Below are 19,211 nucleotides of genomic sequence, written 5' to 3' on the forward strand. Positions count from 1 at the left end.
AAGTTTGGGATTTATTGAGAGGAAGGGCGCACTTTATCTGATTTCATGTACGCCGCGAGGTTCATTCGTATATTCCCACCGTTAACGGGTAGTTTTCTTTATGAGGAAAGATTTAACGCAAGCTTAAGTTTTTCCAAGTCAAATCCATAAATTACATTTCCATCAATTACAAATGTAGGGGTGGAAAAAGATTGATATTTCTTTATTAATTCTTTTTTAGCACGAGAATCCCTTTGAATATCCTTTATTTCATAGTCAAAGCCATGTTCTTTTAAGAATAGTTTAGAGTACTCACAAGGGGGACAGTCTGGTTGCGTATACAATGTGATTTGATGCATAAAGTTCCTCCTATATTTTTTCTTCTTTTAATCATACAAAGAAATTTTTTATCATGCAATTTTTAAAAACTGAAAAAGATACTCGCCTCCTTTATTTAGCGGTATTTACTCACTGCTTTTATTTTTTTATTTGGTTTTTGCGTAAGCTGTTTTTATATACGTTGTTAAAATGAGAATATTCAGATGAAATAAATAATAAAAAATCGACAAGTTTTTTTCAGTTTTACTTGGACAAACACTCGACAATCTTTTATTCTGTTAGTATTGGCATTTTACACAAGAGGCAAATTATACTAAATTTAACGAAGAAAGTGTATAGAAACATGCTAATAGTGAAACCTATGGTTAACACAAGGTTTGTTTGAAAGGAGAGAGAGCATGTCACAATTACAAGGCATATTAACAAGATTAAAAAATCTGCAAGAGCAGGCAACTGGGGGAGAACCAACTCAACGTTTCTTTGAAGTAAATGGAGAGAGAAAATGTCAAGTTACATTTCATCCAAAAACAGAAACGTTTGAACTAGAAGTATATAATGACAAAGAAAAGCCAAAAAGATATCAATTTGATAATGTTGATATGATTACAATCGAGATTTTTGATTTAATTCAGTAAAGTACTTATTAAAAGCATCCTGCAATTGGGAAATATCCTAATATTTGCAGGATGCTTTTTTGTTAGGCAACTAGTAACCGTCGGATGAAGGAAAGCCCCACTGATGGAAGGCTCACTTTATCTATAAAGCGAAGTATTATGAACTGCAAAAACAGTAATGTTGATGAAAAGTGGAGCGACATAGCTTAAATGTACTTTTTCTACATGAAACTGCACTCGTAAACCATACTAATAGATGAGGTGATAAACATGATGCCAGAAGTTACTTGTCCAGAATGTTCCCATCAAGAAAAATTGGAAAATGTTCTTACCGCACAGTCTAATCAGAATGTGATTTTTCAATGTCCACATTGTCAATTAGTTGTAAGGAATATAAAAACGAGTAAGGGTTAAAAGAGCATTCAGCCGAAAACTATGGTAAAATAAAGTATAAATATATTTTGTGAGGAGTTTTCGGCTATGATAAGTTTGCACAGCGAAGAGTTTTTAAACATCACTTTAAAGGATTTATTAATTCCATCTGAGCGAGTAGCACATGTCCAGATAGGAAATAGTTTAGAACACGCTCTGCTAGTCTTAACAAAAAGTGGATACTCAGCAATACCCGTATTAGATGCTCATTATAAACTCTATGGTTTAGTAAGTACACCGCTTATTATGGAGAGCATATTAGGATTAGAAAGAATCGAATTTGAGAAGCTTGAAGAAATAAAAGTGGAAACAATTATGAATACGGTGATACCAAGAGTTAAGAGCAGTAGTTCTGTATTACATACGATTAAACATTTAGTCGACCATCCTTTTATTTGTGTGGAAACGGAAGATGGCTATTTTGATGGGATTTTAACAAGAAGGGCAATATTAAAGCGACTTAATATTTACTTGCATCAAAACAATCAAAATTAATCTTAACACGTTTTATTCCTTCACCTACTGTTGCCGCTCTTGTCTACCTCTTCATTAGAGTTGTATCCCTCTTTTGATAATAATTTTTATTTATGAGGATAATGTCATGTCAACCATTTCTGAATTACAATTATTAACGGTTCTTTCTCAGGAAATGAATATGAGAAAAGCAGCTGAAAGACTTTTTGTCACACAACCAGCTCTTTCTCAAAGACTGCAAAATATTGAGAAAGACTGGGGAACACCATTATTTATAAGGTCGCAACGAGGACTATCCCTCACCGCTGCAGGAGAATTAGTAACAAAATTTGCAATGGAAACACTTAAGAAAGAAGAAGAAGTGAAAGAATCCATACATGCTTTTAAAGAAGAAGTGTATGGAACATTAAAAATTGCTGTCGCAAGTATTGTTGGACAGAATTGGCTTCCAGAAGTGTTAAAAAGATTTGTTGAACGTTATCCTCAGGCAAAGATATCATTAGTAACTGGTTGGAGCAGCGATATAATGAAATCTCTTTCTGAGGATAGTATGCATATAGGTATAGTTAGAGGCGTTGCTGATTGGAAAGGCGTTAAAATGCATTTATTTGATGATCCTCTTTATTTAGTGGATCGGGAAATTGCTAAGTTAGAAGATATAGCTTTGACTAATCGACCATTTATTCAGTTTAAAAGTGATTCTAACTACTATGAAGAAATACAAGTTTGGTGGCACAGAAACTTTCAGATGCCTCCAAATAACACAATTGTAGTAGATCAGATTGAAACATGTAAACAACTTTCTTTTAATGGGATTGGCTATAGTATTTTGCCTTCGATTGCATTAAGAAAAGCAGACGAGACACTATCTAGAATCCCGTTATATAATGAGCACAATGAACCGATAACAAGAGGAACATGGTTAATTGGTTATGAAGCAACTTTTCAATTAAAACAAGTACAAGCTTTTTTAGAAATTGTTAATGAGTATCTAGAAGAAGAAAAAATGGGAAAAGAAATAGACCGGTGATAAAGTTAATAATTATGGCTTGTTTTCATCACTTTTGTTTGGTAAAGTAATTTTTAGTGTTGTATATATACATAATGGAGGTTTTAACAATGAAAATGATGGATGCAAATGAAATTATTTCATTTATTCAAAATAGTACAAAATCTACACCTGTAAAGGTATATGTTAAAGGTGATTTGTCAGCAGTCAATTTTGGGGAAAATATCCAAACATTTATCAGCGATAATTCTGGTGTGATTTTCGGAGAATGGGCAGATATTCAAACTGTGATTGAAGGAAATAAGGATAAAGTAACAGATTATGTGATTGAAAATGATCGCAGAAACTCTGCTATTCCTTTATTGGACTTGAAAAATATTAAAGCTCGTATTGAGCCAGGTGCTATCATTCGCGATCAAGTGGATATTGGGGACAATGCGGTAATCATGATGGGTGCTGTTATTAATATTGGCGCTGTAATTGGTGAGGGCACAATGATCGATATGGGTGTTATTATGGGTGGACGAGCTACTGTAGGAAAGAACTGTCATATTGGTGCAGGTGCTGTATTAGCAGGTGTCATCGAGCCCCCTTCTGCAAAGCCAGTAATCATTGAAGATGATGTATTAGTTGGTGCAAATGCAGTAATCGTTGAAGGAGTAACAGTTGGAAAAGGTTCTGTAGTTGCTGCAGGTGCGATTGTATTAGAAGATGTTCCAGCTAACACATTAGTTGCAGGAGCTCCTGCGCGTGTCGTGAAAGAAATAGATGATAAAACAAAATCAAAAACGGAAATTATGCAAGAGTTACGTCAACTATAATTTTTCGTAAAAAGCGTGGAGAAAGTTCCACGCTTTTCTTATAGAAAAATTAAAATCGCACTTTGAAAGTTAATTGGAGAATGGAAGGAAGAGTAGGGATTTGTATGGGGAATAAGATCGATTTAATCAAAATTCGCAGAGATTTGCATAGAATTCCAGAGCTTGGATTTAGAGAATTTAAAACACAGCAATATTTACTTGGGGTAATACAAAATTTATCCACTGAACGTGTTGAAATTAAAACGTGGAGAACAGGGATAATTGTTAAAATTCATGGACACAATCCAACAAAAACAATTGGTTATCGTGCAGATATCGATGGTTTGCCTATTATAGAGGAAACCGGATTAGATTTCCTATCAGAACATCCGACGGAAATGCATGCTTGTGGCCATGATTTTCATATGACGATTGCTTTAGGGGTGCTTGCTAATATAATAGAAAGTCCTCTTAAAGATGATGTAGTATTTATTTTTCAGCCTGCTGAAGAGGGACCAGGCGGAGCTGAGCCCATGCTACAAAGTCAAGAGTTAAAAGAGTGGATGCCTGACATGATTTTGGCTCTTCATGTCGCTCCAGAATACCCAGTAGGAACAATTGCCATTAAGACCGGTCTACTATTTGCTAATACTTCTGAGCTTTTTATTGATTTAAAAGGGAAAGGAGGGCATGCTGCATACCCACATCTAACCAATGATATGGTGGTTGCTGCATGCAGTCTGGTTTCCCAGCTTCAGTCTGTAGTTTCAAGAAATATTGATCCACTTGATAGTGCCGTTGTAACAATTGGAAAAATTACAGGTGGAACTGTTCAAAATGTCATTGCTGAAAATGCGAGGCTGGAAGGGACAATGCGTACTCTTTCTAGTGAAGCGATGGAAAAAGTCAAAAACCGCGTTCAATCCTTAGTAAAGGGAATCGAAATTGGCTATGATTGTGAGTGTACAATTGATTTCGGAAGTGGCTATTATCAAGTGTATAATAACGAGCCGTTAACGAGAGAGTTTATGGACTTTGTTGAGCAGGAAACAGAAGCAACTATATTTGAGTGTAAAGAAGCGATGACAGGGGAAGATTTTGGTTATATGTTAAGAGATATCCCTGGGTTTATGTTTTGGCTTGGTGTGGACTCTCCATATGGATTACATCATAGTAAGCTTGATCCGAAAGAAGATGCTATACAATTAGCTGTGAATGCATTGACTGCTTATTTGATGACAAAAGGAAATTAATTATCTTATTAAAAAAAGCTAATTACAAGCGAAGACTTGAGGATGGGACAAAACAAAATATATAATAGATAAAGACGAACAATCTCTCATTTAGTAGCGAAACCAACTCGTTCCATTACGATCTTTTCTAAAAAATGGTTGTTTTTATAATGGAAAATATAATTATTTTGAAAATCGGAGCAGCCTGAATACACGTAGACTCCTGTGGGATTAGCGAGACAGTCTGAGACCCTGGAGGCTCAGCGCGAGCCCCACGGAAAGCGAAGTGTATTCAGGCTGCGGGTAACAGCAACAAACTTCATAGAACATCCTTTTTAACACGAATAAAAAAGCCTCAACAATTATACGAACCTTTGCAATATTCGTATAATTGTTGAGGCTTATCTTTGGCTGGAATACTTATGTCCCAGCTTTTTTAATTACTATTATCTAAAAGAACGGGTGTTTCCGGAAATTGAATCCCATTTTCATCAAGAGCTATTTTTAATTCTTGTCTAATGAGACGCTCCATACCCCACTGCTCCATATTTTGCGTTTTTGCGATGATTCTTATTGTAATGGTACTTGGTCCTAAGTCTTGGATACCGATTACGTTTGGTCCATCGGTGATAACGGGGTTTTCTTTGGCGAGACGCTCGCAGACTTGATTCAGTATTTCCATTGTTTTCGGTAAATCGTTACACAAAGATATATCTATATCCACTAAAGCCTGCATTTCACCGCGAGAATGATTACTAAGCTGTGTTATTTCTCGATTCGGAATAAAGTGTAACGTTCCATCACCAGCTCTAATTTGGGTTGTTCGAAGCCCGACTTGTTCAACGGTACCTGAAAACTCTCCTATCGTTACAAGTTCCCCAACATCTAATTGTTTTTCTAATAGAATAAAAAATCCTGAGACTAGGTCACTAACTAAACCTTGAGCGCCAAAACCAACTGCTAATCCAATAATACCTGCACCAGCTAATATTGCTGTTGCGTCTATTCCTAATAATTGAAGAATGGTAATGACAAGAATGAAAAATAAGACATAGGTAATTAGATTATTTGTTAAGCTTTCTAAAGTAAAGGCTCTTCCTTGAGAGATAGAGTTCTTTTGAATATAGGTTTCAAACAATTTATTAATTAGCTTCTTTGCCATTTTTTTTATGAAAAGATAGCTTAGTAAGATTAAGAGTATTTTTAATGCCAACAGGGAAGTATCTAAAAGGAGTTCTCCCCAATGAATGTTTTGAATATAAGTACTTAGTTCGTTTAAATAAATCATTTTGTGTTATACTCCTTTTTAGAAAAAATAAAGTTATCAAGTTTTTTCTTTTTATTCCCTCTTGTAAATTTGATAAACTTGGCTTTATATTCTAATGTTTTTAGTAAGGAAAGAAGGTAACTAATCTGTGAAAATAGGTGATCATTTTCCAAAATGGAGCGCGCCGACAATGTGGATAAATGGGGAAGTAAAACAGCCAGATGAACGAAGGGATAGACTAACTTTACTCCATTTTTTGTCTGTAAGTTGCTATTTTTGTAAAAGAGCTTTGCCAGAATTAAATCAATATAGAGAGCTTTATAAAGATATACTTACTATTATCTCTGTGCATATTCCAAGAACAGAGCATGATTTAGATATTGAATCGATAAAAAAGACTGCGGAACAGTATAATATGACACAATCCATTTATGTTGATCATGACTTTCAATTAGCTAAGGCTTTTTCGAATGAATATGTCCCTTCCTACTATTTATTTGATAAAAAAGGGACATTACGTTATTACCAAGCTGGTGGAACTAATTTAAAAATGTTAGATACCCGTATCAGCCGTGTAATTAAGGATATACCGTAGAAAATTGATTATCTTTAGGGAATTGTAAACTTAATGATGAGAGTGTATATTTACCAAACGATTTAATGTTATAATAATGACGTTTACTTATATGAAATTTTTACGATTGTTGGAGGATTTTATAGTGAAAAGAGCATTTGCGGTTATTGGCCTAGGAAGATTTGGCGGCAGTATTTGCAAAGAATTGACCGAATTAGGTATGGATGTAATGGTTATTGATAAAAGTGAAGAAAAAGTAAATGAATACGCAAATCTAGTTTCACATGCAGTTGTAGGGAATGCAGTAGATGAAACAGTGTTAAAAAGTCTTGGAATCCGTAATTTTGACCACGTTATTGTAGCGATAGGGGAGGATATTCAAGCGAGTATTTTGACAACCTTGATGTTAAAGGAACTGGGTGTGAAAAATATTACCGTTAAAGCTCAAAATGACTATCATGAGAAAGTATTAAGTAAAATAGGGGCAGATGCAGTTGTTCATCCAGAAAGAGATATGGGAAAGAGAATAGCTCATAATATTGTTTCAAATAATGTCCTTGATTATTTAGAACTGTCTGATGAGCACAGTATTGTAGAGATTAAAGCAAGTCATAAATTAGATGGTCGATCCATTATTGACTTAGATATTCGAGCAAGATATGGCATTACTATAGTAGCGATAAAAAGAGATAGGGAAATTATTGTATCTCCTCAAGCATCAGAACCAATAAGAGAAAAAGATATTCTAATTGTTATTGGAGCTGATTCTGATATTAATCGTTTTGAAAAAAAGGTAATGTCCTAACAAATAAAAAAGAGCTAGTTGTTCTTTAACCTGAACAACTAGCTCTTTTTTTTGATTCGTTAAACTTCCATAATGATAGGAAGGATCATTGGTCTTCTTTTTGTTTTTTCGTAAAGGAATGGAGAAATGGTATCAATAATCTCATTCTTTATTTCAGACCATTGGGTTGTTTTACGTTCCATTACTTTATTTAGATGTTTACTTATTAATGCCTGTGCATCGTTGATTAGATCGCCAGATTCACGCATGTACACAAATCCTCTAGAAATAAGGTCAGGTCCAGCAGCGATTTTGAAGTCATTCATATTAATGCTTACAACAACAACTACTAAGCCCTCTTCTGAAAGGATTCGACGATCGCGTAATACGATATTACCGATATCACCAATTCCGCTGCCATCTATATAAACATTTCCAGATGGGATTTTACCCGCAACTTGTGCAGTATCACTTGAAAGTGCCAATACTTCACCGTTGTCCATAATAAAGCAATTTTCCTCTTTTACCCCGCAATCAACAGCCGTCTGTGCGTGTGTTTTTTGCATTCTAAATTCTCCGTGGATTGGCATGAAGAATTTAGGCTTTATTAATCGAAGCATTAACATTTGTTCTTGCTGTCCGCCGTGACCAGAAGTGTGAATATTGTTAAGTGGTCCATGAATTACCTCAGCGCCAGCACGATAAAGCATATTGATAGTTTTATTAACACTAAGTGTATTACCTGGTACAGGATTAGAAGAGAATACAACAGTATCTCCAGGGATAATTTGAATTTGTCTATGTGTTCCATTAGCAATTCTTGATAAAGCAGCCATTGGTTCCCCTTGGCTTCCTGTACATAAAATCACTACTTGATTAGCAGGTAGTCGATTAATTTGTTGAGGATCCACAAATGTTTCCTTCGGAGCCTTAATAAAACCGAGCTCTAAACCAATATTAATAGCTGCCTCCATGCTTCGTCCAAATACAGCTATTTTACGACCGAATTCTACAGCAGCGTCTGTTACTTGCTGTAAACGATAAATATTGGAAGCGAAAGTAGCAAAAATTAATCTACCATCAGCTTTTATAAACGTATCATGAATACTTTTTCCAACTTTTTTCTCGGACATTGTAAAATTAGGCACTTCACTATTTGTACTGTCTGATAATAAGCACAAAACTCCTTCTTTACCAATCTCAGCCATTTTGGTTAAGTTTGCAGGTTCGCCAACTGGAGTAAAATCAAATTTGAAGTCTCCAGTGTGAACAATGTTTCCTGGTGGAGTTTTAACAACAATACCATAAGAATCAGGAATACTATGTGTCGTTCTAAAGAAGGAAACAGATGTTTTTCTAAATTTAATAACATCATCTTCTTGAATTTCGTGCATAGTAGTTTGGCGTAATAATCCATGCTCTTCTAGTTTATTACGAACAAGAGCTAATGCTAATTTACCTCCGTAAAGAGGAATGTTAACTTGTCTTAAAAGGTAAGGAATACCACCAATATGGTCTTCGTGACCGTGCGTGATAAATAAGCCTTTAATTTTGTCTACATTCTTCTCTAAAAAAGAATAGTCAGGAATAACATAGTCAATTCCTAAAAGCTCGTCCTCAGGAAATTTTATTCCAGCATCAATTAAAATAATCTCGTCTTGAAACTGGACACCATAGGTATTTTTACCGATTTCCCCTAGTCCTCCCAGGGCAAATACAGCAGTTTGATCGTTTTTTACAAATTTCATTATTCAATCTCCAATACTGTAAAGTCTTCATTTAGTTGTTCATATTCTAAGAATGCACCTTCTACACGAGTTATAAACTCAATATTATATGGTTTTTCTGCTAGTTTTGTTCTAACATCTCTTTCAGATTGACCTTTAACATAAATAGTTCTTGTCTTTTCTCTTACTGGTACCTCTGTTTTTAAATCTTGAAAATATACTTTGAATATCATGGTAATTCGCTCCTTAATCATTTGTATCTGAAAATAATTATATAAAAAAATAACATGTTTTTCATGTTTTTTCTTTTAATAGCAATTGGTATATGAAAGGTTCTTTTTCAGTAAATCAATTTTTAAATTTTATTTAGAAAAGGTTGATTTTGTGAAAAAGTTTTTTACCCATAATTTATGTTTGATAAACATCGATAATATTAGACTGTAGACAAACTCTTGAATTTTAGAAATAAAAGTTTGTATATAGGGTATTTATTAATCCCTTTGAAGAGGGAGGTTGCTTTCCACTCCAAGCAACGCATGAGTATTCCATTTAACTTTTTTAAAATCAGTTTGTCGACAAACTGAATATTACGTATGTTTATGTACTTAGACCTATTATGAAATCGTTATTAAAATAAAAGGTCAGACTCATTACCACAAAGCTTGAATTATATAGTGGTATAATAACCACTATATTAAACAAAACGTGGCATAGGTCGGACCATAAAAATACCCTTCAATTTTTTAAGCTATTGATTTTTTACGCAGTAAATCTTTCCACTGTTTTAAAAGCTTTTTTCTTAGCTTCTTTAACATAGTGGATCATCTCCTTAGTTCTATTTTAAACCATTCTTGTACAAAGTAAAGTCATCTTCTCATTTTATATTTCTTTTTGTAAAAAAATAGTTTTTTTGAGATGGGGTTTTTACCGATCCAATCTTATAAAATTGAAGGTGATTTTACATTTATTTATCTAACAATAGAATGGTTCGTTCATAAGGCTTTTAACAAAAGAAACTAAACTATATTCTACGACATTTTGAAAACACCCTTTTATATTCATAGTATATGAATTTTTTTGTAAGATTCTCATGGATAATGTTGGGATTTGTAAAATAGGCTAAAAATGTTAAATGTTTTTTCCTAATTTTATTTGAAAGTGTTTTTATTTTTGGGAGCAAGGAAGAGAAGAGAGGCTCGATAATTTCTCTATAATCGAACCATAATCAAAGTAAGAAAACACTATACTTATCTTTCTACAGGGATTGCGTTATCAATAGGAAGGAAAGGCTCATTTTCATTTATATGATCATAAAACATAACACCGTTTAAATGGTCAATTTCATGTTGAAAAACGATAGCAGGCAAGCCTTTAAGACGTAATTTAACTTCCTTGCCATCCAAATCAATTCCTTTTAATGTAATTCTTGCATATCTTGGTACATAACCTGGAATGGTTTCATCTACAGAAAGACAGCCTTCTCCTGTAGTTAAATAAGCTTTTTCAATCGAATGGCTGATGATTTTAGGATTGAATAGAGCATAGCTGTATTGTTGGCCATTTTCATCTTTCACATGAACAGCAATCATCCGCTTTGAAATATTTATTTGGGGAGCTGCTAAGCCTACTCCACCTCTTAAACCGTATTTTTCCGCTAATTCGGGATCTTGACTATTTATTAAATATTCCATCATGCTTTTTAAAAGGGCTTTTTCTTCCTCGGTTGGTGGCATGCTAACTTCTGTTGCCACTTTTCTCAATGTGGGATGGCCATCACGAATAATATCTGTCATTGTTATCAAAATAATCACTTCCTTGTTTCTATCTATAAAAGTAGTCTAACAGAGAAAGAATAAAAAGTTAATAAAGAAACTTCCATTAGTGGAGGGACCTCATCCCCATCATGGTTGATTGTATTTATCGGACCTTTACAAGAGTATTTCAGCACTTAGCTTTCTCGATTTTTCGCAGCTTGAGGCTGGAGATTACTGTTCGTTAAAAGTGGGATAAAAGAGAATAGTACTTTATGCAATAAGATAATTATATATACCCATAATATTTTACAGGACAAGCTAATATGTTTATTATATAAAACTATTTTTAAAAGTTGTAAGAAGTATTCAGAATGATCTTCACTAAGTGGGAGTGAAAATTCATTATTGGGGAATCAATACTGGTATAATTTCATTTTTTCTAGTGAGAACAAACTAATTATTTAGTACGATTTAGCTTTTACCAACGCTGAGATGAGTAGTAAAAACGGTCAACCTTTATTGTAAAAATACAGAAGAATCGATATAGTTATAAGAAAGTGAGGAGGAAACAGATGAAACGAAATGCTTTAATTATTAGCACAATCTTGTTATTTGTGATGATTGCTGCTGGGTGTAATTTTAAGTCTCCGAGTGAGAAAATGTATGAAAAATTAGAAGAAGTAGTTGAGATCGAAAGTGGTTTTGAAGAGCAACAAGAGCCTCTTGTCAACTTAGAGAAGAAAGAACAAGACATCTATTCTAAAATAATTAGTCTCGGCTTAGAAGATATGGATGAAATTACGAAATTATCGGATGAAGCTCTAGAATCCATTGCTAAAAGAAAAGAATATATGGATAAAGAAGCAGAAAGTATAAAGCAGTCCCAAGAAAAGTTTGAAACGATAACAACTGAAATGGAAGATTTAGAAAAAAAGGATGAAAAACAGTTAAAAGAAAAAGCAGACGAGCTATATAAAACAATGATGGCCCGCTATGAGGAACATGATAAATTATACGCTAATTACATAGAAGGGCTGAATAGCGATAAAAAGCTTTATGAAATGTTTAAAGAGGAAGACGTTAGTATGGATGATTTAGAAAAACAAGTAAAAAAAATAAATGATACGTATGAAATGGTTTATGATAACAATCAAAAATTTAATGAACTAACGAAAAAATATAATGAATTAAAAGTGGATTTCTATAAGGAAGCTGGAATAAAAATTAAAATGAGTAAAGAGGAAGCAGAAAAATAAAGTCGTTTTTTTATGTCTTGATTAAGGTCTTTATATACTAATTGTAGATTTACCCCTCTTAGCGGGCTGTAATGCTAACTAGAAGCTACAGAAAATAGAGGAAGTTAGGTGCTAAGGTCCGATTAGTTTTCCTTATAAATGTCACAGAATAGAGTACGTCTGTACAAGCATGAATTTTGCTTGTTTGGACAAACTTTATTCTGTGACTTTTTTGTTGGAGATAAACATTAAATGGAGCGGGGAGCTGCAAAACGTTCATAGTACTTTATCGTTACAAGCTTCCTTACAATAAATAAGGAAGGAGATCCTAATCCTTAATAGAAAAATCAAATTTTCGACAAGGATAGAAATTATTATAAAACAGTTGCGAATAGTAATATCTGTATGATACAGATACTGTATTGCAAATAATACAGTTGGATTAATTTCATGTAAAAAAATAATAAAAACTTAGAGCTTAAAGATTGACGGATAATATTTAAGTATATTAAACTTATAAATGTATTGAACAGTTGTATTAATATTTACATATAAATAATTGATACAGTCTATACGGAAACCGAATTAATTTATAAGACGTTTTTTCTTGCGTATTTTGTGGAAAACTGTTTTAGTATGGTTTTTTTTGTTGCTTAGAGTTATATGCTGTAAGTAATAGAAAGCGTTACCCAACTGAATGTTTACCACATTCAAACACATTGTAAATATGTAATGCTTTTACAGGAAAAAGTCTTTTAATATGAAAGGAAAGGGTGGCTTTAATGGCTTCTAAAACAAAGAAGGCACAATTTGATGTGCAAGCACAGCTTGAACAAGTGGCAAACCAATTTCAAACACTTCAGATTTTAAATGAAGAGGGCGAAGTTGTAAATGAATCTGCAATGCCTGATTTAAGTGATGAGCAATTACAAGAATTAATGACTCGTATGGTATATACACGTATTCTTGATCAACGCTCTATTTCATTAAACAGACAAGGTCGTCTAGGTTTCTATGCACCTACTGCAGGACAAGAGGCTTCTCAATTAGCTTCACAATTTGCATTAGAAAAAGAAGATTTCATTCTTCCAGGATACCGTGATGTTCCACAACTTATCTGGCACGGACTTCCTTTATCTCAAGCATTCTTATTCTCACGTGGTCACTTCCAAGGAAACCAAATTCCTGAAGGAGTAAACGTGATTTCTCCACAAATCATTATCGGTGCACAATACATCCAAACAGCTGGTGTAGCATTAGGAATGAAAAAACGTGGTGCTAAATCTGTTGCAATTACTTATACAGGTGACGGTGGTGCTTCACAAGGTGATTTCTACGAAGGAATTAACTTTGCTGGTGCATTCAAAGCTCCTGCAATTTTCATTGTTCAAAACAACCGTTTTGCAATTTCAACTCCAGTTGAGAAACAATCTGCTGCGAAAACAATTGCTCAAAAAGCAGTTGCTGCAGGTATCCCTGGAATTCAAGTAGATGGTATGGACGCTTTAGCAGTATATGCTGCTGTTCATGAAGCTCGTGAAAGAGCAATCAACGGAGAAGGTCCAACGTTAATCGAAACTTTAACTTACCGTTATGGTCCACATACAATGGCTGGGGATGACCCAACTCGTTACCGTACAGCTGACCTTGACAGCGAGTGGGAAAAGAAAGATCCATTAGTACGTTTCCGTAAATTCCTTGAAAATAAAGGCATTTGGAATGAAGAAAAAGAAAACGCAGTAATCGAGCGTGCTAAAGAAGAAATTAAAGAAGCAATCAAAATTGCTGACGAAGCTCCAAAACAAAAAGTTACTGACTTAATGAACATCATGTATGAAGAGCTACCAGCTAACTTAAAAGAACAATATGAAATTTATGCAGCAAAGGAGTCGAAGTAAGCCATGGCGCAAATGACTATGATTCAAGCAATCACTGATGCGTTACGCACAGAATTACGTAATGATCCAAACGTATTAGTATTTGGAGAAGACGTAGGTGTAAACGGCGGTGTATTCCGTGCGACAGAAGGTCTTCAAAAAGAATTCAGTGAAGATCGTGTATTTGATACTCCATTAGCTGAATCTGGAATTGGCGGTTTAGCAATCGGTTTAGGACTTCAAGGTTACCGTCCAGTACCTGAAATTCAATTCTTTGGTTTTGTTTATGAAGTAATGGATAGTATTTCTGGACAAATGGCTCGTATGCGTTATCGTTCAGGTGGCCGTTATAATTCACCAGTAACAATTCGTTCACCATTTGGTGGTGGAGTTCATACTCCTGAACTTCATGCGGACAGCTTGGAAGGATTAATGGCACAACAACCAGGTCTTAAAGTTGTTATTCCATCAACTCCTTACGATGCTAAAGGACTTTTAATTTCTGCTATTCGTGATAACGATCCTGTTATCTTCTTAGAGCATATGAAATTATACCGTTCATTCCGTCAAGAAGTTCCAGAAGAAGAGTACACTATTCCTCTTGGAAAAGCGGATGTTAAACGTGAAGGTAAAGACCTTTCTATCATTACTTATGGAGCAATGGTTCAAGAGTCTATTAAAGCAGCAGAAGAATTAGAAAAAGAAGGATACTCAGTGGAAGTAGTTGACTTACGTACAGTTAGCCCACTAGATATCGAAACAATCATTGGTTCTGTTGAAAAAACAGGAAGAGCTATTGTAGTTCAAGAAGCACAAAAACAAGCTGGTATTGCAGCTAATGTTGTTGCAGAAATCAATGATCGTGCAATTCTAAGCTTAGAAGCTCCAGTTTTACGTGTAACTGCACCTGATACTGTATTTGCATTTACACAAGCAGAAACTGTATGGCTTCCAAACTTTAAAGATATTATTGAAACAGCTAAAAAAGTTCTAACTTTCTAATTAGTACCGAACAAAATTTGCATGACAATTAGAAGAAAAGTTAGTTAAAGAAGAAAATTTTTTCATAAGAATTATTAGGAGGTTGTCACATTGGCTTTTCAATTTAGATTGCCTGACATCGGTGAAGGTATTCACGAAGGCGAAATCGTAAAATGGTTTGTTAAACCAGGCGATAAAGTTCAAGAAGATGATGTATTATGTGAAGTTCAAAATGATAAAGCAGTAGTTGAAATTCCTTCTCCAGTTGAAGGTACAGTAGAAGAAGTTTTAGTAGAAGAAGGAACAGTTGCTATCGTTGGTGATGTATTAATTACATTCGACGCTCCTGGCTACGAAAACCTTCAATTCAAAGGTGACCATAGTGATGAAGCTCCAGCTGCTGAAGAAGCAAAACCAGAAGCTGTTGAAGAAAGCAAAGCGCAAGAAGCGGATGTTGATCCAAGCAAACGCATCATCGCAATGCCTTCTGTACGTAAATATGCACGTGATAAAGGGGTAGAAATTCAACTTGTTTCTGGTTCTGGTAAAAACGGACGTATTTCTAAAGAAGATATTGATGCACACTTAAACGGTGGTGCTGCACCTGCTAGTCAACCTGCTGCAGAAGCTGCTCCAACAGAAACTGCAACGGAAGCACCTAAACCACTTGCTATTCCAGAAGGAGACTTCCCAGAAACTCGTGAGAAAATGAGCGGAATCAGAAAAGCTATTGCAAAAGCAATGGTAAACTCTAAGCACACTGCTCCTCACGTAACATTAATGGATGAAGTAGAAGTGTCTAAATTAGTTGCACATCGTAAGAAGTATAAAGAAGTTGCTGCAGCAAAAGGTATTAAATTAACATTCTTACCTTACGTAGTAAAAGCTTTAACAAGTGCATTAAAAGAATTCCCTGCTTTAAACACATCATTAGATGATGCGACAAGTGAAATCGTTCATAAGCATTACTACAATATCGGTATTGCTGCTGATACAGAAAAAGGCTTATTAGTTCCTGTTGTTAAAAATGCTGATCGCAAAGGTATCTTTAACATCTCTAATGAAATTAATGAACTAGCTGTTAAAGCAAGAGACGGTAAATTAGCTCCAGCTGAAATGAAAGGTGCATCTTGCACAATTTCTAACATTGGATCTGCTGGTGGACAATGGTTTACTCCGGTAATTAACCATCCTGAAGTTGCTATTTTAGGTATTGGTCGAATTGCGGAAAAGGCTATCGTTAAAGATGGAGAAATTGTTGCTGCTCCAGTATTAGCACTTTCTTTAAGCTTTGACCACAGAATGATCGACGGAGCTACTGCTCAAAATGCAATGAATCATATTAAGCGTTTATTGAACGATCCAGAACTATTGTTAATGGAGGCGTAAGAACATGGTAGTTGGAGATTTTCCTATTGAAACAGATACTATAGTCATTGGTGCAGGTCCTGGTGGATATGTTGCAGCAATTCGCGCAGCACAGTTAGGACAAAAAGTTACAATCGTTGAGAAAAACGTATTAGGTGGAGTTTGCTTAAATGTTGGATGTATTCCTTCTAAAGCTTTAATCTCTGCTGGACACCGTTATGAGCATGCTGCACATTCTGCAGACATGGGTATTACAACTGAAAATGTAAAAGTTGACTTCACAAAAGTTCAAGCTTGGAAAGACAGTGTTGTTAAAAAGCTTACTGGTGGTGTAGAAGGACTTTTAAAAGGAAACAAAGTTGATATTGCATATGGTGAAGCATATTTTGTAGATGCTAACACATTAAAAGTAATGGATGAAAAATCATCTCAAACTTATACTTTTAAAAATGCAATTATCGCAACAGGATCTCGTCCTATCGAAATCCCAACTTTCAAATTCTCTAAACGAGTTCTTGATTCAACTGGTGCTCTTGCACTTCAAGAAATTCCAGAGAAAATCGTTGTGATCGGTGGAGGATATGTAGGTACTGAATTAGGTGGAGCTTACGCTAACTTTGGTACACAAGTAACAATCCTTGAAGGTGCTGATGAAATTCTTGGTGGTTTCGAGAAACAAATGTCTTCATTAGTTACTCGTAACTTAAAGAAAAAAGGCGCTGAAATCATTACAAAAGCAATGGCTAAAGGTGTTGAAGAAACGGACACTGGAGTTGTTGTTAAATATGAAGTTAAAGGCGAAGAAAAATCAGTTGAAGCTGATTATGTATTCGTAATGGTTGGTAGAAAACCTAATACAGACGAACTTGGTTTAGAACAAGTTGGTGTGGAACTAGGCGAACGCGGAATCATTAAAACAGACAAACAATGCCGTACTTCTGTAAGTAATATCTTTGCTATCGGTGATGTTATTTCTGGTCCTCCATTAGCACATAAAGCTTCTTATGAAGGTAAAATTGCTGCTGAGGTTATCGCTGGACATAACTCAGAAATCGACTATTTAGGAATTCCTGCAGTTGTATTCTCTGAGCCAGAATTAGCAACAGTTGGTCACACAGAAGCTACAGCTAAAGAAGCTGGAATTGAAGCAAAAGCTGCTAAATTCCCATTTGCAGCAAACGGTCGTGCTTTAGCACTTAACGATGCTGAAGGTTTCTTAAAGCTTGTTACACGTAAAGAAGATGGTCTTGTTATCGGTGCTCAAATCGCTGGTCCAAGTGCATCTGATATGATCGCTGAACTAGGCTTAGCAATTGAAGCTGGAATGACAGCAGAAGATTTAGCTATGACTATCCATGCTCATCCAACTTTAGGTGAGGTAACAATGGAAGCAGCTGAAGTTGCAATGGGTAACCCAATTCATATCTTGCGTTAATAATCAAAAGAAGTCCTCGAATGAGGGCTTCTTTTTTTTGCCTTTAAAAAGGAAGGAAAACTCTTAATTTATACTTTTTTCATATAGTTGGCTAAATTTCATCCAGCCATATTACTGTTTTTTTGAAGAAAATAATTATAAAATAAAACAAAAGATTGATACATATACTAGTATTAAGCGTTAAGTTTGAGGAAGGGTGGTGGTTTTTCTTGAAGATTTATACGGCAATTTTATTTCAACTAATCATTTGGAGCGGCTTTTCGATAATTGAATGGTTATCAAGACATGACTTAATTCTTTATAAGGTGTTTATGTTTGGAGTGTTTTTTTATTTAGCTATTATAATTGGAAATTCTATCATAAAATCAACAAGAAAAACCATGCTGGCCACAATGATCAGCTTATCTATTTATGGTTCTTTTCATTTAATTATGACAATCATATCTGTAGTCTAAAAGAAACGATATAACCAACAATGATGGACCTAAATAAGCCTTTTCTCTGTATTATTTGGACTTACATACTTGGGAAAAGAAGAAGAAAGCAAGTTCTCTGTTACCGTTGTGCTATGAATGGAAGCGAAAAGGGATAGAGAAGAGCTCTCTGTTACCGTTGTGCTATGAATGGGAGCAAAAAGGGAAGAGAGAAGAGCTTTCTGTTACCGCTGTGCTATGAATGGGAGCAAAAAGGGGATAGAGAAGAGCTCTCTGTTACCGTTAGACCATGAATAGAAGTGAAAAGGGAATAGAGAAGAGTTCTCTGTTACCGTTAAACTATTAATAGAAGCGAAAAGGGAATAGAGAAGAGTTTTCCCTTAATCAATTGCCATTTCCTTGAAACACAAACAAAGTACAGCATAAAAAATGCCATTGTATAAACAAAGGCATTTTTTTAATAGAATCAAAACCACGCAAGTACTTATTGTCTCCGCTTTGTTGGTATTTTCCCAAAATAGCTTTTAAGAATGGTAAAGATTGATAGAACTAATAAGAAGAATACAAGAAAGCTAAAAATAAACGAAACTGGATGAAATATAGTTTTTGTTTGAAACGGAGACTCGAATGAAATTTCTAAAGGATATGCATTCGTTGAAGCTGGTAACAGCTTTTGTTGTTCCGCAAATGGCACTGGACCTCCAAAGCGAAAAGATTGTTCTATTTGCTCTGGTTTATGTTCGACGTAATTTTTAAAGATAAACGGTGTTGCCAGACTAATTAGCAAACTAATAATCGTAATAACAATATATTTTTTCAAAAAATAAAACTCCAATCTTTCCTTACCTAAAGAAGATAGATGGTTATTATTCATTTATTTCCAAATAGAAGACAGG

At 34.7% G+C, this 19,211-nt stretch carries 19 protein-coding genes; 13 read left to right on the top strand and 6 right to left on the bottom strand.

Annotated elements, in window-relative coordinates:
* Positions 1-98 precede the first annotated feature (98 nt).
* Positions 99-338 (bottom strand): glutaredoxin family protein, encoded by a 240-nt coding sequence (locus NKG37_RS15855; protein ID WP_101730084.1) that lies wholly within the window; start codon positions 336-338, stop codon positions 99-101.
* A gap of 378 nt (positions 339-716) precedes the next feature.
* Here NKG37_RS15855 and NKG37_RS15860 point away from each other — a divergent pair, with 378 nt between their 5' ends.
* The 5 genes from NKG37_RS15860 to NKG37_RS15880 all read left to right on the top strand — a co-directional run bounded on the left by NKG37_RS15860 (position 717) and on the right by NKG37_RS15880 (position 4,900).
* Positions 717-953, top strand: a complete 237-nt coding sequence (locus NKG37_RS15860; protein ID WP_016200943.1) for a YkuJ family protein — start codon at positions 717-719, stop codon at positions 951-953.
* A gap of 459 nt (positions 954-1,412) precedes the next feature.
* On the top strand, positions 1,413-1,859 hold the full coding sequence (gene cbpB / locus NKG37_RS15865; RefSeq protein ID WP_016200945.1) for a cyclic-di-AMP-binding protein CbpB: 447 nt from the start codon (positions 1,413-1,415) through the stop codon (positions 1,857-1,859).
* 106 nt (positions 1,860-1,965) lie between these two features.
* Entirely contained in the window at positions 1,966-2,868 is a 903-nt protein-coding gene (locus tag NKG37_RS15870) for a transcriptional regulator CcpC (protein ID WP_101730083.1), read from the top strand.
* 89 nt (positions 2,869-2,957) lie between these two features.
* Positions 2,958-3,668, top strand: a complete 711-nt coding sequence (gene dapD / locus NKG37_RS15875) for a 2,3,4,5-tetrahydropyridine-2,6-dicarboxylate N-acetyltransferase (protein ID WP_016200947.1) — start codon at positions 2,958-2,960, stop codon at positions 3,666-3,668.
* A gap of 104 nt (positions 3,669-3,772) precedes the next feature.
* A complete protein-coding gene (locus tag NKG37_RS15880; RefSeq protein ID WP_016200948.1) occupies positions 3,773-4,900 on the top strand; it encodes an N-acetyldiaminopimelate deacetylase in 1,128 nt (375 codons plus the stop codon).
* 415 nt (positions 4,901-5,315) lie between these two features.
* Here NKG37_RS15880 and NKG37_RS15885 read toward each other — a convergent pair whose 3' ends face one another.
* The gene (locus NKG37_RS15885; RefSeq protein WP_016200949.1) at positions 5,316-6,167 is read right to left on the bottom strand and encodes a mechanosensitive ion channel family protein; all 852 of its coding nucleotides are present in this window, start codon (positions 6,165-6,167) and stop codon (positions 5,316-5,318) included.
* Positions 6,168-6,336: 169 nt separating this feature from the next.
* Between NKG37_RS15885 and NKG37_RS15890 the strand changes: the two genes are divergently transcribed.
* Entirely contained in the window at positions 6,337-6,741 is a 405-nt protein-coding gene (locus NKG37_RS15890) for a TlpA family protein disulfide reductase (protein ID WP_254414928.1), read from the top strand.
* A 124-nt stretch (positions 6,742-6,865) separates the two neighbouring features.
* The gene (locus NKG37_RS15895; RefSeq protein WP_016200951.1) at positions 6,866-7,525 is read left to right on the top strand and encodes a potassium channel family protein; all 660 of its coding nucleotides are present in this window, start codon (positions 6,866-6,868) and stop codon (positions 7,523-7,525) included.
* A 59-nt stretch (positions 7,526-7,584) separates the two neighbouring features.
* On the opposite strand, the gene rnjA is transcribed toward NKG37_RS15895, so the two are convergent.
* The 3 genes from rnjA to def form a co-directional block, all read right to left on the bottom strand.
* Positions 7,585-9,252 carry a ribonuclease J1 gene (rnjA, locus tag NKG37_RS15900; protein ID WP_016200954.1) on the bottom strand — a complete coding sequence of 556 codons (1,668 nt, stop codon included), beginning with the start codon at positions 9,250-9,252 and terminating at the stop codon, positions 7,585-7,587.
* Positions 9,252-9,464 carry a DNA-dependent RNA polymerase subunit epsilon gene (locus tag NKG37_RS15905; RefSeq protein ID WP_016200955.1) on the bottom strand — a complete coding sequence of 71 codons (213 nt, stop codon included), beginning with the start codon at positions 9,462-9,464 and terminating at the stop codon, positions 9,252-9,254. Before NKG37_RS15905 ends, rnjA begins: the two co-directional genes overlap by 1 nt.
* A gap of 1,014 nt (positions 9,465-10,478) precedes the next feature.
* Positions 10,479-11,033, bottom strand: a complete 555-nt coding sequence (gene def, locus NKG37_RS15910) for a peptide deformylase (RefSeq protein ID WP_016200956.1) — start codon at positions 11,031-11,033, stop codon at positions 10,479-10,481.
* A 524-nt stretch (positions 11,034-11,557) separates the two neighbouring features.
* Between def and NKG37_RS15915 the strand changes: the two genes are divergently transcribed.
* The 6 genes from NKG37_RS15915 to NKG37_RS15940 all read left to right on the top strand — a co-directional run bounded on the left by NKG37_RS15915 (position 11,558) and on the right by NKG37_RS15940 (position 18,336).
* The gene (locus tag NKG37_RS15915; RefSeq protein WP_169188330.1) at positions 11,558-12,241 is read left to right on the top strand and encodes a YkyA family protein; all 684 of its coding nucleotides are present in this window, start codon (positions 11,558-11,560) and stop codon (positions 12,239-12,241) included.
* 761 nt (positions 12,242-13,002) lie between these two features.
* Positions 13,003-14,118, top strand: coding sequence for a pyruvate dehydrogenase (acetyl-transferring) E1 component subunit alpha (gene pdhA, locus NKG37_RS15920; protein WP_016200958.1), 1,116 nt, complete (start codon positions 13,003-13,005; stop codon positions 14,116-14,118).
* Positions 14,119-14,121: 3 nt separating this feature from the next.
* Complete coding sequence (locus NKG37_RS15925) at positions 14,122-15,099, top strand: alpha-ketoacid dehydrogenase subunit beta (RefSeq protein WP_016200959.1); 978 nt, start codon at positions 14,122-14,124, stop codon at positions 15,097-15,099.
* Positions 15,100-15,189: 90 nt separating this feature from the next.
* A complete protein-coding gene (locus NKG37_RS15930; RefSeq protein ID WP_016200960.1) occupies positions 15,190-16,467 on the top strand; it encodes a dihydrolipoamide acetyltransferase family protein in 1,278 nt (425 codons plus the stop codon).
* A gap of 4 nt (positions 16,468-16,471) precedes the next feature.
* Positions 16,472-17,881 (top strand): dihydrolipoyl dehydrogenase, encoded by a 1,410-nt coding sequence (gene lpdA, locus NKG37_RS15935; RefSeq protein ID WP_016200961.1) that lies wholly within the window; start codon positions 16,472-16,474, stop codon positions 17,879-17,881.
* 209 nt (positions 17,882-18,090) lie between these two features.
* Positions 18,091-18,336 carry a hypothetical protein gene (locus NKG37_RS15940; RefSeq protein ID WP_016200964.1) on the top strand — a complete coding sequence of 82 codons (246 nt, stop codon included), beginning with the start codon at positions 18,091-18,093 and terminating at the stop codon, positions 18,334-18,336.
* 463 nt (positions 18,337-18,799) lie between these two features.
* On the opposite strand, the gene NKG37_RS15945 is transcribed toward NKG37_RS15940, so the two are convergent.
* A complete protein-coding gene (locus NKG37_RS15945) occupies positions 18,800-19,135 on the bottom strand; it encodes a hypothetical protein (RefSeq protein WP_101730079.1) in 336 nt (111 codons plus the stop codon).
* Between the last annotated feature and the right edge of the window lie 76 nt (positions 19,136-19,211).

This window comes from Niallia sp. RD1 (assembly GCF_024219955.1).
GTDB lineage: Bacteria > Bacillota > Bacilli > Bacillales > Cytobacillaceae > Niallia > Niallia alba.

Excerpts from the sequence above, each read along its gene's own strand:
- cbpB (WP_016200945.1), top strand. The coding sequence starts at position 1,413 with ATGATAAGTTTGCACAGCGAAGAGTTTTTAAACATCACTTTAAAGGAT.
- NKG37_RS15855 (WP_101730084.1), bottom strand. The coding sequence starts at position 338 with ATGCATCAAATCACATTGTATACGCAACCAGACTGTCCCCCTTGTGAG.
- NKG37_RS15925 (WP_016200959.1), top strand. The coding sequence starts at position 14,122 with ATGGCGCAAATGACTATGATTCAAGCAATCACTGATGCGTTACGCACA.
- NKG37_RS15870 (WP_101730083.1), top strand. The coding sequence starts at position 1,966 with ATGTCAACCATTTCTGAATTACAATTATTAACGGTTCTTTCTCAGGAA.
- rnjA (WP_016200954.1), bottom strand. The coding sequence starts at position 9,252 with ATGAAATTTGTAAAAAACGATCAAACTGCTGTATTTGCCCTGGGAGGA.
- pdhA (WP_016200958.1), top strand. The coding sequence starts at position 13,003 with ATGGCTTCTAAAACAAAGAAGGCACAATTTGATGTGCAAGCACAGCTT.
- NKG37_RS15860 (WP_016200943.1), top strand. The coding sequence starts at position 717 with ATGTCACAATTACAAGGCATATTAACAAGATTAAAAAATCTGCAAGAG.
- NKG37_RS15885 (WP_016200949.1), bottom strand. The coding sequence starts at position 6,167 with ATGATTTATTTAAACGAACTAAGTACTTATATTCAAAACATTCATTGG.
- NKG37_RS15880 (WP_016200948.1), top strand. The coding sequence starts at position 3,773 with ATGGGGAATAAGATCGATTTAATCAAAATTCGCAGAGATTTGCATAGA.
- lpdA (WP_016200961.1), top strand. The coding sequence starts at position 16,472 with ATGGTAGTTGGAGATTTTCCTATTGAAACAGATACTATAGTCATTGGT.
- dapD (WP_016200947.1), top strand. The coding sequence starts at position 2,958 with ATGAAAATGATGGATGCAAATGAAATTATTTCATTTATTCAAAATAGT.
- NKG37_RS15890 (WP_254414928.1), top strand. The coding sequence starts at position 6,337 with ATGTGGATAAATGGGGAAGTAAAACAGCCAGATGAACGAAGGGATAGA.
- NKG37_RS15905 (WP_016200955.1), bottom strand. The coding sequence starts at position 9,464 with ATGATATTCAAAGTATATTTTCAAGATTTAAAAACAGAGGTACCAGTA.
- NKG37_RS15915 (WP_169188330.1), top strand. The coding sequence starts at position 11,558 with ATGAAACGAAATGCTTTAATTATTAGCACAATCTTGTTATTTGTGATG.